The following is a 14,347-nucleotide window of genomic DNA, read 5'->3' as shown; positions in this document are numbered from 1 at the left end:
TTTAGTCCCCACTTGTTTTTAAGTGGGGACTAAATTAAGGCTTATAGGATGAATTCATAAGGTGTGTTCAGCGGACGCTTACTTTTAAAGAAGGGGTTGATATATTAAATCACTGATTTATTTTAATTAATTTTAGGTTGTATTTTTTAATTTGATGATGTTTCCTTTCAATTTTGTTTAAAAAACTCTCCGAGATTGAGCATTATTTTTACAATTGGCTCTCTCTGTTATTCTAAAAATGGCTCTCGTTTCTTCAGAGCCGAAACGACAAATTAAAGCCATAGAAAGTATTCATGCGGAAGCGTCGTTTTTAATCCTTATTCCATTCTGGACGGAATAGGTTGAACGACACAGTTTTTAGGAGGTATTTGCGGCATGGTGTATGTGATGCCAAAAGCCACTAATACCTTCAATATATTAAGGAAAATGATATGGCAGCACATCAAAATGGTTCTGAAGCCAATCTCTCCCAAGGTCTAAAACACGGGCTACAGTCACGCCACCTCACGATGATTTCAATTGCAGGTGTGATCGGTGGTTCTTTATTTGTCGGTTCAGGCAGTATTATTTACAACACAGGACCAGTGGTCTTTCTAACCTATGCCTTAGGTGGTTTACTGGTTTGGTTCATCATGCGTATGTTGGGTGAAATGGCGGTGTTAAACCCAGACAGCGGTTCATTTTCAACTTATGCTGACCGTGCAATTGGTCGGTGGGCAGGCTTTTCAATCGGATGGTTGTATTGGTGTACCTTGGCGATGTTGATGGGGTGGGAAGCCTATGTCGCAGGTAAAATTCTGAATAGTTGGTTCCCCTTTATCCCGATTTGGGCTTATATGGTCTTAGTTATCAGCGGATTAGTTGCAGTCAACTTACAAAACGTCAAAAACTATGGTGAGTTTGAGTTTTGGTTTGCTTTGATCAAAGTCGTTGCGATCGTGGTGTTTTTGGTGATTGGTAGCTTAGCGATCATGCATTTATGGCCGTGGGGTGATGCGTCTGCTTCTGGAATCAGTAATCTAACCGCTCAAGGTTTTATGCCAAATGGCGCATCGTCAGTGATTACGGCATTACTTGGAGTAATGTTTGCCTATATTGGAGCTGAAATTGTCACGGTTGCAGCGGCTGAATCAGAAAATCCATCGAAAGAAATTCGTAAAGCCTCAAATTCAGTGGTTTGGCGAATTGTATTATTTTACGTCGGTTCAATGTTTGTCGCGGTTTGTTTGATTCCACATAATAACGAGTTATTAAAAGACTCAACTTGGGGAACTTATAGTGTGACTTTAACGGCACTCGGTATTCCAGAAGCACGTCATATCGTGAATTTCGTGGTGTTAACTTCAGTATGTAGTTGTTTTAACTCAGCATTGTATACCTGTTCACGTATGCTATTTTCATTATCAAAACGTGGTGATGCACCGAAAAGTTTTGGTTCTGTAAATAGCAAGAGCAGCCCTTGGGTTGGGGTGATTGTGTCATGTTTTTTCTCGGTAATTGCTGTGATTTTAACGGCTACCGAAAGTATGAATGTATATGACTTTTTCATGTTAACTACAGGTGCAGCAACACTGTATGTGTATTTAACCATTGCCTATTCTCAGCTTCGTATGCGTAAAAAACTTGAAGCAGAGGGCGCAAACATTGAATTTAAAATGTGGTTATTCCCTTATATCACTTATCTCGTGATATTTGCCATTATCGGTGCAATTCTCACGATGTTGATAGAGGGAACTTATTTTAAAGAAGTCATTTACACCACAGCGCTCTTTGGCATTATCGTGTTCTTTGGTTTTGTCTCGCAAAAATTGCGTTGGGGAGAAGAGCGTCGAGCATCTCACCTGAGCCAAGTGCATGAAGAAAAATTGGTCTAAGTTCGTTTAAAAGTAAAAAGAGCCTCAAATCATGAGGCTCTTTTTTTTAGATGCGACAATCGTAAAACAGCATCAATTGAGCGTGGGTACACCTGCTTCTCGTAAGCATTGCAATAACACACCAAAAGCCATCACCATGTCTTTTTCATTAACACAGGCGAAGCCCATCAACAGTCCACGTTCAGCGAGAGCATGTGATTGCATGTAATATTGCGACAATGGGCGAACTTTCACGCCTCGTTCTAAGGCTTTACTGGTAATCGCGACATCATCACAATCATTTGGTAATTTGAGAACCAAATGTAAGCCTGCGGCTTCATCATATTCATGTAGAAATTCAGTACCTAGATAGCGTTTGATCAAACTGACCAGATAATCCCGGCGTTTGCCATACAGTAGGCGCATACGTCGAATGTGCGCTTCATAATGACCTTCACGAATAAATTCAGCGAGTGCTTTTTGTTCAAGTAAATGCCCACCACGATATAGTTCTGCTGCCACGATTCTTAAAGATGAGAACAAGGGTTTAGGTACAACGAGATATCCAATTCTGAGTGATGGATAAATGGTTTTACTAAAGGTACCCATGTAGAGTACTGGAGCATTATTTTCTAAACCCTGCAAAGAGGGATAAGGTTGTCCTGAGAATCTAAACTCACTGTCATAATCATCTTCTACGATCCAACTGTTGTGTTGACGAGCAATTTGAATCAATTCTTTACGTCGATTTACACTGAGATGAGAGCCTAAAGGATATTGATGAGAAGGGGTAACAAAGATCAGTTTAGGCGGTTGAGTAGGATTATTTTCAGGAATAATACCTTCTGCATCAACGGGCATAGGTTGAATATCCAAGCCATTGATCCTGAGTGTGTTACGCATTCCCCAATATGCAGGATCTTCAATCCAAACACGATCACCAATGTCACTCAGCGCACGAGAAACTAAGTCAATCGCTTGATGAATGCCTTCGGTGATAATGATTTGATCTGCATCACATTGCACAGAGCGGGCGACTTTTAAGTAATCTGCCAAAGCACTCCGAAGTTCAATACATCCCCCAGCATTGCTATAAATCAGGCGATTCACATCAGGTTCACGACTTAAACGTGCTTGAATCCGACTAAAAATATGATGTGGAAACTCAGTGACATCAGGTGCCCCGGGTACAAAAGCTCCCCATTGATGCGGTGATGCAGCAGCATAACCCAATAAGTTTGAGCCACGTTGCGATAGTACATATGAACTTTGGATATTAGGGAGTTCAGGTTTTTTCTTTTTATTTTTGGTGTTTAAGAAACTTTCAGGAAGTTTTTCTGCGACCCAAGTTCCATGTCCTGTACGTGCTTCTAAATATCCTTCTGCTTGTAACTGCTCATAAGCACTCAGCACAGTGTTTCGAGAGACATGAATTTCACTGGCTAAATCACGTGACGCAGGTAAGCGCGTCATCGGTTGAATGACGCCTTCTATGATTGCACCACGTAGACATCGAAAAAGGCGTTGATGTAGTTTTCCCTCCGTGTCTTGTTGGAGCCTTTGCAGCAAATGATCTCCAAGTAAACTACGCAATTGGCTCTCTCCTACAGTTTAAAAATGGCTCTCGTCTCTTGCCTTGAGACGAGCGAAATTACAGCTATAGGCAGTCATTGTATCGCATCCTAAAAATCAACCCCTAGGATGTACGACCAAAGCTGTAACTGATGATGAGATATGAGGGAATAAAATGGATACTCAACATTCTGCACTGAATACACGCAAACAGCAAGCAACGCCACGTGGCGTCGGTGTGATGTGTCAGTGGTATGCAGAAAAAGCTGAAAATGCAACTATTTGGGACAAGGAAGGCAAGCAATATATCGATTTTGCAGGTGGTATTGCAGTACTCAATACAGGCCATCGTCATCCGAAAGTGATCGCGGCTGTCACAGAGCAATTGACCAAATTTACCCATACGGCTTATCAAGTGACACCTTATGAAAGTTATGTTGCTTTAGCTGAACGCATTAATCAGCGTGCGCCGATCGCAGGTGCAGCGAAAACAGCATTTTTCACTACAGGCGCAGAAGCAGTTGAAAATGCAGTGAAGATTGCACGTTCATATACAGGTCGTCACGGTATCATTACTTTTGGTAATGGTTTCCATGGACGCTCATTTATGACTATGGCAATGACAGGTAAAACAGCACCATATAAACGTGACTTTGGTGTGATGCCAGCAGGTGTATTCCATGCGCGTTATCCTGTGCCAGAAAAAGGTATTTCAGTTGCAGCAGCGATTGAAAGTGTTGAAGATATTTTTAGCGAAGATATTGCCCCACATGACGTCGCGGCAATTGTGCTTGAACCTGTGCAAGGTGAAGGCGGTTTCAACGTTGTACCTGCCGAATTCTTAAAACGCTTACGTGCTTTGTGTGATAAGCACGGTATTTTATTGGTCGCTGATGAAGTGCAATCTGGTTTTGCGCGCACAGGCAAATTATTTGCCATGAATCATTATGAAACCAAAGCAGATTTGATCACGATGGCGAAAAGCTTGGGTGGTGGTTTCCCAATCTCAGGTGTAGTGGGGCGTGCCGAAGTGATGGATGCACCAAACCCAGGCGGTTTGGGTGGCACCTATGCAGGTAGCCCAATTGCAGTTGCTGCTGCTCATGCGGTGATTGATGCAATCGAAGAAGAAAACTTATGTGATCGTGCCAATGAGCTAGGTACAGAGTTGGTTACTGTTTTAAAAGAAATTCAAGAAACTTCAGGCGATGTTGTTACTCAAATTCGTGCTTTGGGTTCAATGGTCGCTGCCGAGCTAGAAACAGCTGAACAAGCAAAAGCAGTACAAAGTTATGCAATGGAACATGGTTTATTGATTCTCACTTGTGGTAAATACGGTAATGTCATTCGTTTCCTATATCCGTTAACCATTCCTGCTGAGCAATTCCGTCAAGGTCTCGATATTTTAAAACAAGGTTTTGCAGCATTAACAGCAGACAGTGAACAAGCAGTGGAGCAATCTGCATGATTCAAAACAATTTGCAGTATTTATTACAGCACCCCGATATTTCATTAGCTGCACCTGCGGCTCATAACGATATCGAGGTGAAAGATGCTGCGACAGGTGAAACACTGGCATGGGTGAAAAGTTATGACCGTGCTGGTGTTGAAGCTGCGATTCAGCGTTCAGCCCAAGCCCAAGCTGCATGGAAAAAGCAAACTGCTTTAGTTCGTGCCGATGTGCTTTTGGCATGGTATCAGTTGATGCTTGAGCATAAAGAAAATCTTGCACAGATTTTAACTGCCGAACAAGGTAAACCGTTGGCTGAAGCTCGTGGTGAAATTGGTTATGCCGCTTCATTCATCCGTTGGTTTGCTGAGCAAGCTCGTCGTATTGATGGTGAAGTGTTAACGCCAACATTGCCAAATCAACGTTTACTTGTCATTAAACAAGCTATCGGGGTGACTGCTGCGATAACGCCGTGGAATTTCCCTGCGGCGATGATCACACGTAAAGCTGCACCAGCAATTGCGGCGGGTTGTTCGATGTTGGTCAAACCTGCTGAACAAACACCTTTGACTGCATATGCACTGGAAGTGTTGGCTCTCAAAGCAGGTTTGCCTGCCGATATCTTGTTAAATATCAGTGGTGATGCGATTGAAGTTGGCAAAACACTGTGCGAGAGCGATATTGTACGTAAGTTGAGCTTTACAGGTTCAACCCAAGTGGGGCGCATTTTAATGCAGCAATGTGCGCCGACGATTAAGAAGTTATCGCTCGAATTGGGTGGTAATGCACCTGTGTTGGTGTTTGATGATGCCAATCTCGATCAAGCCGTTCAGGGCATTATGGCGAGTAAATATCGCAATAGTGGTCAGACTTGCGTATGTGCGAATCGAATTTATGTTCAAGATGGTATCTACGATGCTTTGGCAGATCGGTTAGTTGAAGCTGTGGCTAAGCTACAAGTCGGTGATGGTCGTCAGGAAACATCAACGCAAGGTCCTTTGATTGATGAAGATGCGATTGCCAAAGTTCAGGCACATATTGCTGATGCGACTGCAAAAGGCGCGACAATACGTATTGGTGGTCAGCGTTCAGCACTCGGTGGCACTTTCTTTGAACCGACGGTACTGACCAACGTCACTCAAGACATGAAAGTATCTAAAGAAGAGACCTTTGGTCCACTGGCGCCGTTATTCCGTTTCAAAACTGAAGACGAAGCCGTAGCCATGGCAAATGATACGGAATTTGGTTTGGCCGCATATGTGTTTACTCAAAGCGCAGCTCGTCAATGGCGTGTTGGTGAGGCACTTGAATATGGCATGGTTGGAATTAACACAGGAGCAATTTCAAATGAAGTTGCGCCATTTGGTGGAGTTAAACAATCAGGCTTAGGTCGTGAAGGTTCAAAATTCGGCATTGAGGAATATCTCGAAATGAAATACCTCTGTGTGGATTTATCTGAGTAAATCTTGGATAACTGAACACTCAAACGTGTTCGATAAAAACGGTCATGCCCATTCATGACCGTTTTTTTTATTAAGACGAAAGATAACCTTTGTGGCTCTCAGGCAAACGTCTTAAATGTTCAATCAAGGTTTCGATCAGGCGTTCGACGACAAGGCGTTGTCCTTTTCGAGATACGTAGACCAATTGCAAGGTCCCAATATTAGATTTCCATTCAGGCATCAAATGAATCAGTTTACCTTTGCGAATGTCGGATTCCACAGTTAAGAATGGTAGGTCAGCGATACCTAAACCATCTGCTACTGCATAATACATACCGGCCAAATCATTACTTTTGATTCGCGGTTGATAGGGAACATCCATCGTTTCCCCTGTGCGAGTATTGCAAAAATGCCAAATATAATTTGCTTTTTGGGTGCCTAAGCTAATGCTTGGATAATCTTTAAGATCAGAAAAATGGTTGATACTGCGATTTTGGAGTAACTCAGGGGAGGCAACTAGACAATGATCAGTTTTAATGACATCTCGAACAATTAAATTAGAATCTTCATTTGGTTCAAAATTGGTTCGAATCGCGAGATCAATATCATCATGTAAAATATCCACTCGTCGACTGGTGAGCTCAAGTGATATTTCTACTTTAGGATAGGTTTTTAAAAATTGATTGAGGATTTTGCGAATTTGAAAATGCATCATTAACGGTGGACAGCTAATTTTAACTAAGCCTTGTGGTTCGCTTTTTTGTTTGAGTAAGACATTTTCCGCACACTCAACTTGAGTGATGACTTTACAGCACTCTTCATAAAATTCTTGACCTAATTCGGTCACTTTAAAATGTCGAGTTGTACGCTGAATGAGGCTGACATTAAATTTATTTTCTAGGTCAATAATACGACGGCTGAGCTTTGATTTACTGATATTTTCTGCTTCACTTGCAGCACTAAACCCACCATGTTTTACCACTAGATAGAAATAATAATAATCATCAAATGAGTTCATCAAGGCAGATCAAATCCTATAACTATTCAGTTGAGAATAGCATGAACTATTCTCAACTGATGGAGTAGGTCAATTATTTTTGATTAGTGTTTTGATTATAGCTGTTGATCAAATTACGATAATCTGGAATTTGGTTTGAGAATAATGTTCCCAATCCTTCAATATCATTACGCCAGTCATGATGTAACTCACACGCCATACCAAACCATGTCATTAATTGAGCACCCGCTTTAGACATACGATCCCATGCTGCATCACGAGTCAACTCATTAAATGTACCTGAAGCATCGGTAATTACAAAAACTTCAAATTCTTCAGCAAGTGCTGATAGCGTTGGGAAAGCCACACAAACTTCAGTCACAACACCCGCAATAATCAATTGTTTTTTGCCAGTTGCTTTAACCGCTTTAACGAAATCTTCATTGTCCCATGCATTAATCTGACCTGGACGCGCAATATAAGGCGCATCGGGGAACATTTCTTTAAGTTCAGGAACGAGGGGCCGTTTGGACCATTTTCAAAACTTGTTGTTAGGATTGTCGGTAAATTAAAATATTTCGCAGCATCTGCAAGTGCCAACACATTATTTTTAAATTTGTCAGGATCGATATCGCGGACTAATGACAATAAGCCTGTTTGATGATCGACCAATAACACAGCCGCATGATTCTTATCTAAACGAATATAGTCTTGGCTCATGATTTTATTCTCAAGTTGTTTTAGGTTGATTTTGAAAGAAAGGCTTCGATTGAAGCTTGAAATTAAAATTATGCTATTGGAAATTTTCTAGGTTCAGAAGTCTGAAAAATGAGACAAACAATACTATAAATAGGATTATTTAAGTCTCATCCTAATTTATACCCTGTGACCAAGTTATTTGTCCTATTTATGAAATAATGTGTTGCTGTCCTGTGCCTATAAGTCTGTCTCTGTGAGGCGTAGAATAATCATCAAGATCGCAACTTCTACACTTTAGGAGTAAAAAGATGAAAACGATTACAGGTATTTATCAAAATAAACATATGCATTGGGTGGGTGATGGTTTCCCAGTGTACAACTTATTTTCTTATGATCGCTTAGGGCAAACAATCAGTCCTTTTTTACTGTTGGACTACGCAGCACCTTATCGCTTTGAACCAACTACAGCTCAGCATGGCGTGGGTACACATCCACACCGTGGATTCGAAACTGTAACAATAGCTTATCAGGGTGAGGTGACACACAAAGACTCAGCTGGCGGTGGCGGTACGATCAAAACTGGTGATGTACAGTGGATGACTGCTGGCGGTGGAATTCTGCATCAAGAGTTTCATTCTCCTGAGTTTGCTCAGCAAGGTGGTTTGTTTGAAATGGTGCAACTATGGGTCAATTTACCTGCACACTCAAAAATGACACCTGCAAAGTATCAAGCGATTGAATCTAGCAAGATTCAGAAAATCGCATTAGATGATGTGGGCAGCGAGTTACGTGTGATTGCGGGCGAATACCAAGACCTTGCAGGTGCAGCAACAACATTTAGTCCAGTCAATGTTTGGGATGGTCAATTGATCGAAGGTCAAAGCCATACATTCTATGTACCTGAAGGACACACCACATTATTTGTGCTGTTGTCAGGTCAGGTTGTATTGAGTAATCAAACCATTGATTCTCCAAGTTTAGTCGTATTAAGCCGTGAAGAGATTAATTTTGCTGTTCAAGCAACTCAGAACAGTAAATTCTTGATCTTAACTGGTCAACCATTGAATGAACCAATCGAAGGGTATGGTCCATTTGTAATGAACAACAAGGCGGAAATCGTTGATGCAATTAATGATTTTAATCGTGGTAAGTTTGGAATAATGAATTAAGTTTAACCAAACATTGATTCATATAAGAAAGCCCATAACTCCTTTGAAGTTATGGGCTTTAGGCTATAAGGTTCCTCTATTGATTATTTTAATGTTATGTCACTTATAATTATGCAGTTTATTATGTGACTCAGTTTTCATTGTTGTGTAATCAGAATAGCCCCATTTTTGTGACGTGCAAAGGGGGATCAGCATGAAAAATGGAAAAATAAAGAACGATCTGTATATTTTTATTATTCATTTAATAATAAAATTCATTTATTCATAAGCTTACGATTAAAAAATCAGCTGTGCTAAATGTAACAATACATGAAGACATTATTACGACAAAAGTATGGCTTAAATCCTGAATCTGGTATTTTTTAATACGGCATTTGGGTTAACTATCAGTCATAATCAAGAAAAATCATCAACTGATGGGACAAAAATTTTGGATATTGCAATTATTGGCAGTGGAATGGCAGGACTCGCTGCCGCCAGAATCCTACATGATGCAGGGCACAAAGTAACCATATTCGAAGCACTCGCTGGACGAGGTATGGATAGCCACAGTATCGAATTCGATGGTGGTATTATTGATGCACCCTTACGCGTGATGAATCCTAAACTTTGGAAGAATACCTTAAGTTTAGCCAGTCACTTAGGAATAGAAACGTTTCCAGTGCGCACGTTTATGGCGTGTAGTTGGTTGTTTGAAGACAAAACAGACACATGGTTGACCACTTCGCGCAGTCGAATTGGTAACTTTCCGATTATTAATAACCGCAAAGGCATTCAGCAATATGGCTGGCGTCTCGTAAAAGGGATGTTGCAACTCAAAACTGCTGTTAATCAATTTTTCAAATCAGATAATCAAGACATCACCTTAGCTGAATTCATGAATCAATATCATATTGAAGAAGTATTTTGGCATGGTACGGTGATGCCAGTGCTGTACACCATTTGTACATGCCATCCTAAAACCATTGGTGAATGGCCAGCTAAACCATTACTTGAATTTGTACGTCAATTGACGGAAGGCGAAGCACTACTACGAATGAAAGGTGGAACACCTGCTTTGGTGAATCGTTTAATCGAAGGGATTGAAATTCATAGTGGTGCGCCCGTTCAGAAGGTTGAAGAGCACGGCGATAAAGTATTGGTCGACAATGGACAAGGTGAAAGCAAAGCTTTTGACCGTGTTGTGATTGCAACGCCGACACCTGTGATTGAGAATTTCTTAAAGCAGCCTCAATTTGCTGATGACATCGACATATTGAAAAAGTTCAGATTTGAAGATGGTGATTTGGTGATTCATACTGATCCTGTCGTCATGCCGGCACGTCGTAAAGATTGGGCTGTATTGAGCTATATGATGGATCGTAAATTTACCCGCCAACAATTTACAGTTTGGATTAATGCAGTTGAACCATCTTTAGTGGGAAAAAATGCAGTGTTCCAAACTTGGTGTCCAGTCATTGACATCGATCCAAAGAAAATTATTTCTAAGGTTAAATTGACACGAGCAGTGGTTGATTTAGAAACTGTTGCTTTGAATAAAAAGATTCAACAACGTCATCTACAACAGAATCGTAAGGTCTTTTATTGTGGTTCTTGGTCATGTGATGGCTTGCCAATTTTAGAATCAGCAGTGACTTCTGCGATGCATATTGCAGAAATTTTAGGTGCCCCAGTTCCATTTGTTGGACTTAAACCACAAGTTAAAGTTGCACCTGAACTCGGTTACTAAATATGAAGCGCTTCAAGCAAGCATGGATTGAAAGCCTGATCGGGCATAAATATGCCATAGATGCAAAACGACTTGGTGATGAATCTAGGCTTGCTTGGAGTAATTTAGGATATTGGCAACAGCTACAGGATTATCCCTTAGCATGTCAAACGTTAGCAGATCAAATCGCTGAGGCAGTTCAGCTTAAAGGTTCCGATCGTGTTTTAGATCTCGGATGTGGGCAAGGTGCAAGTTTATTACATTGGATTGAGCAGTATCATGTTCGTCAACTCAGTGCAGTGGAGCTGCAAGCTGAATGTGTCAAACGAATTCAACATGAGTTACCGCAGGTTGAAATTTATTGCCAATCCTTTTTAGATTTACAGCAACCCATTACTTTGAATTTATTTGATGTGGTGCTGTGTTTGGATGCAGCTTATCACATTGATTTGAATTCATTTCTTCGCTCAGCATCATCAGTTTTAAATTCAAAAGGACGAATTGCTTTTCATTATTTAATGTGGTCTGACCGTTGGCAAAACTGTTCTCAACTCCAAAAGCAACAATACCGTTATTTATTAAAGGCTGCGGATGTTAATGATTTAAACCTTCAAACAGAGTCACAATTGCTTCTAAACTTGCTAGAAAATGGTCTAGATGACATCATTATTCAAGATTTTTCAGAACCCGTTTTAAACGGTTTTTCAAATTTTATAAAAAATAAAACCAGCATAAAAAAACCGTTTGATTTTGCTCAACTTAAGATTGAAATGACTGCCAAGTTGTGTGCAAAGCTCTACCATGATGGATTGGTGCGGTATATTCAGGTGAGTGCAGTCAAAAAGTGAAAATAATATGCCAGTCTTATATTCAGGATCATGCTTATGTGGTGCGGTCAGTTATCAAGCTAGTGTAGAGCCACATTATCAATTTAATTGTCATTGTCGAGATTGTCAGAAAGCAACAGGTGCTGCATATGCGCCGATCGCATTTTTTCATCAATCAGAACTCAATATTCAGGGTGAACTTCATTATTTTGAATCATTTGGTGCATCTGGGAAGCCAATTCGACGTGCATTTTGCTCGACATGTGGCTCGCAAATGTTTGGGTTACCAGAAATAGTACCAGATATGATTTCGATTCGTGCAGGAACTTTGGATGATCCAAATTTGTATCAACCGCAAGCAGAAATTTTTGTGAGTCATGCAAATCAGTGGGATATGTTAAATCCAGAGCTTTTGCATTTTGAGAAAATGATGAGGAAGAAAAAGTAGAAAATGGTGCCGGCACACGGATTCGAACTGTGGACCTACTGATTACAAGTCAGTTGCTCTACCAACTGAGCTATGCCGGCAACGTGGCGAGAATTATAGATAATCCGTAGAAAAAAACAAGCGAAAAAATGAGCAAATAATTCGATTTATCCCCACTAAAAATTTTTATATCAAATTTTGATCAATTTTTGCTTGTTTGAAAGTGAGATGTATGGGAAGAGCTGCTAAAACTGCAAAAGTACTTGCCCCGATTCAGAACTATATGAGTGGGATGCCCTAGAAAATATTTATAAATATTAGGAGTGACACTTTATGCCATAACACGAGAAATGTGGTTTTTTTGTGTCAAAAATTAAAACTAAATATATAACAAATATATAAAAAATCATTTTTTTATTGAATTTTTTTTGCTTTCTATGTATTGATATGAATTAAGCATTTCTGCATTTAAATTAGGGATAGTTCATGATTGATGTGCAATATTCCGAAAATGTCTCAATTCTTCAATTATCTGATACTGCTTTTGTATTGAAGATCAATGATGCGAAGGTATATCACTTTTTATTGACACACTGTGAGCGAGAATTGGGCTGGGGAAAAATGATTCAAACTTCTCAATCATTTTTAAATGGTGAGATTGAATATCAAATTAATCTTGCGGAAATGGATGTTGAACACTTTGGGCGAGAGTTTTTTATGTTAGAGCCTGAGTTATTGGACAACATTTCGAAAAATTAAAGCTACAGATATGACTGATTTGTTGAAGTATCAATATTTATCCTGAATAAAAATACATACTTTTTGGTTTTGCCATCTCATCCCCAAGAGGTGGCTTTTTTTATGTTTGTTTTGTGACTTGATTTAATCTGAATCGTCTAGGGATTTGTATAAAAAATTAAGGAATAAAATTTATATGAATTACTCTATCTCAATTCGTATCGCAACCAACTCAGGATTTAATAGGATATATTGGAAAACATAAGGCAATAAAAAAAGCTTAAACCCTTTAGATTTAAGCTTTTAGAACTCTATGAGACATCATAGAAACTAAATTTGGCGGGAGAGAGGGAATCACATTTTTTGATTAATATATTGATAATATTTAAATAAAATATAAATAGTCTTATTTGATCCCCCAATCGTCCCCCAGTTAGAAAAAGCTGAATTCAATGAAATGAATTTTCTCAATTGATTGGCAGAAAGATGACAGCAAACTTTCGTTGTCCTTCATAGTACATCAATTTCTATTCTATCTAAATACAACCATTATACGTTAAAAGCTTCCTGTTTGATTAGCTGTTCACTACGACTAATGCCCAACCGATTTGCAATGCCTTGCCATTTTTTTACCGCCAATAATACTTCATCATAAATCTGAGTCGCTTCCTCTTGAGATAAGCGGAAAAAATCAATCACCTCAAATGCCAAGTTGTAATCAAGTGCATTAGCTGTATCTGTAATATTAAGGTGTAAACCTTGGTTCCCTACAATAGGGTTAAGATCATATGCAGGTGATAACTTCCATCCTTTATCAGTTAATAAGAAGCCATGATTTCTTAAATGGTCATCTGTATTTGATATTGCAATATTAAAGATGATCCTGCGCCATAATTGAGCTAGATCATTTTTGAATGACGCGGACATTGACCACAGTGATGATCAGGCGACCAAAGCAGGTTGGATACAGGCGAGTCTTGAGAAGATTAAGAGTACGCCTTTTGCGCTAGAGCCTAAGCACCTGACACACTAGATGTACCCGAAAAGGGGCTAGTGAGACTAACGGACACGTTAGCTGGTGGATATGCGATGCAATTGATCTAAATTAATTTCAAAGCACCAGAACCGGCTCAGTTGTGCCCAAAGCGGATGTTCGCAAAAAATAATCTTCTCTTGATACCGCAGATTAAAGTGGATGTTCGATATGGCCTTTTAAAGGTAGAAAACTTAGTATTTAGACGCCTACCTTCTAGAGAAATAACGCAAATGAATAAAATGCTACCATCAACTTAAAATCATGATATGTCACGGCAAACTTCACACTTTCTAACTGTTGGCATAAACAACATACCATCCATCTACTGAAGTAGAAATTTTTTGAAATGTGCCGATGGTGTATTTTCAAGCATATTGCCACGACAAATAACGTAAAGATTTTTGTAGGGGGTGATCCCTTCAATTTTAA

The 14,347-nt window shown here is 39.7% G+C and carries 11 protein-coding genes, 1 tRNA gene and 2 pseudogenes; 8 read left to right on the top strand and 6 right to left on the bottom strand.

Annotated elements, in window-relative coordinates; all coding sequences use genetic code 11:
• Positions 1-431 precede the first annotated feature (431 nt).
• Positions 432-1,874, top strand: coding sequence for an amino acid permease (locus A2003_RS02815; RefSeq protein ID WP_286686775.1), 1,443 nt, complete (start codon positions 432-434; stop codon positions 1,872-1,874).
• Between the two features lie 72 nt (positions 1,875-1,946).
• Here the strand turns inward: A2003_RS02815 and pdxR are convergent, their stop codons facing one another.
• Positions 1,947-3,446 (bottom strand): MocR-like pyridoxine biosynthesis transcription factor PdxR, encoded by a 1,500-nt coding sequence (gene pdxR, locus A2003_RS02810; protein ID WP_125299672.1) that lies wholly within the window; start codon positions 3,444-3,446, stop codon positions 1,947-1,949.
• A 154-nt stretch (positions 3,447-3,600) separates the two neighbouring features.
• Between pdxR and gabT the strand changes: the two genes are divergently transcribed.
• Together gabT and A2003_RS02800 are read left to right on the top strand one after the other, a co-directional pair.
• Positions 3,601-4,893, top strand: coding sequence for a 4-aminobutyrate--2-oxoglutarate transaminase (gene gabT, locus A2003_RS02805; protein ID WP_286686774.1), 1,293 nt, complete (start codon positions 3,601-3,603; stop codon positions 4,891-4,893).
• Positions 4,890-6,338, top strand: coding sequence for an NAD-dependent succinate-semialdehyde dehydrogenase (locus A2003_RS02800; protein ID WP_286686773.1), 1,449 nt, complete (start codon positions 4,890-4,892; stop codon positions 6,336-6,338). The genes gabT and A2003_RS02800 overlap by 4 nt, the downstream gene beginning before the upstream one ends.
• 70 nt (positions 6,339-6,408) lie before the next feature.
• Here the strand turns inward: A2003_RS02800 and A2003_RS02795 are convergent, their stop codons facing one another.
• Together A2003_RS02795 and ycaC are read right to left on the bottom strand one after the other, a co-directional pair.
• Positions 6,409-7,335: a LysR substrate-binding domain-containing protein gene (locus A2003_RS02795; RefSeq protein ID WP_270909914.1), complete on the bottom strand. Its 927-nt coding sequence runs from the start codon at positions 7,333-7,335 to the stop codon at positions 6,409-6,411.
• Positions 7,336-7,408: 73 nt separating this feature from the next.
• Positions 7,409-8,034 (bottom strand): annotated as a pseudogene (ycaC, locus tag A2003_RS02790) (isochorismate family cysteine hydrolase YcaC).
• A gap of 287 nt (positions 8,035-8,321) precedes the next feature.
• Here ycaC and A2003_RS02785 point away from each other — a divergent pair.
• The 4 genes from A2003_RS02785 (at position 8,322) to A2003_RS02770 (ending at position 12,165) form a co-directional block, all read left to right on the top strand.
• A complete protein-coding gene (locus A2003_RS02785; RefSeq protein WP_112986118.1) occupies positions 8,322-9,182 on the top strand; it encodes a pirin family protein in 861 nt (286 codons plus the stop codon).
• Positions 9,183-9,612: 430 nt separating this feature from the next.
• Positions 9,613-10,911, top strand: coding sequence for an FAD-dependent oxidoreductase (locus A2003_RS02780; RefSeq protein ID WP_151974461.1), 1,299 nt, complete (start codon positions 9,613-9,615; stop codon positions 10,909-10,911).
• Positions 10,912-10,913: 2 nt separating this feature from the next.
• A complete protein-coding gene (locus tag A2003_RS02775; RefSeq protein ID WP_286686772.1) occupies positions 10,914-11,738 on the top strand; it encodes an SAM-dependent methyltransferase in 825 nt (274 codons plus the stop codon).
• 7 nt (positions 11,739-11,745) lie between these two features.
• A complete protein-coding gene (locus tag A2003_RS02770; protein WP_112986121.1) occupies positions 11,746-12,165 on the top strand; it encodes a GFA family protein in 420 nt (139 codons plus the stop codon).
• Between the two features lie 4 nt (positions 12,166-12,169).
• On the opposite strand, the gene A2003_RS02765 is transcribed toward A2003_RS02770, so the two are convergent.
• Positions 12,170-12,245 (bottom strand) — tRNA-Thr (locus tag A2003_RS02765).
• A gap of 385 nt (positions 12,246-12,630) precedes the next feature.
• Between A2003_RS02765 and A2003_RS02760 the strand changes: the two genes are divergently transcribed.
• Positions 12,631-12,903, top strand: a complete 273-nt coding sequence (locus A2003_RS02760) for a hypothetical protein (RefSeq protein WP_004951410.1) — start codon at positions 12,631-12,633, stop codon at positions 12,901-12,903.
• Positions 12,904-13,431: 528 nt separating this feature from the next.
• Here the strand turns inward: A2003_RS02760 and A2003_RS02755 are convergent.
• Both A2003_RS02755 and A2003_RS02750 read right to left on the bottom strand, forming a co-directional pair.
• Entirely contained in the window at positions 13,432-13,809 is a 378-nt protein-coding gene (locus A2003_RS02755; RefSeq protein WP_286686771.1) for a HipA domain-containing protein, read from the bottom strand.
• Positions 13,810-14,240: 431 nt separating this feature from the next.
• Positions 14,241-14,347: pseudogene (locus A2003_RS02750) on the bottom strand (LysR family transcriptional regulator); the annotation flags it as partial.

This window comes from Acinetobacter sp. GWC1_38_13 (assembly GCF_001767535.1).
GTDB lineage: Bacteria > Pseudomonadota > Gammaproteobacteria > Pseudomonadales > Moraxellaceae > Acinetobacter > Acinetobacter junii.
Note: the sequence above shows the minus strand (reverse complement) of the source record. Positions and strands in the feature narration are given on the sequence as shown.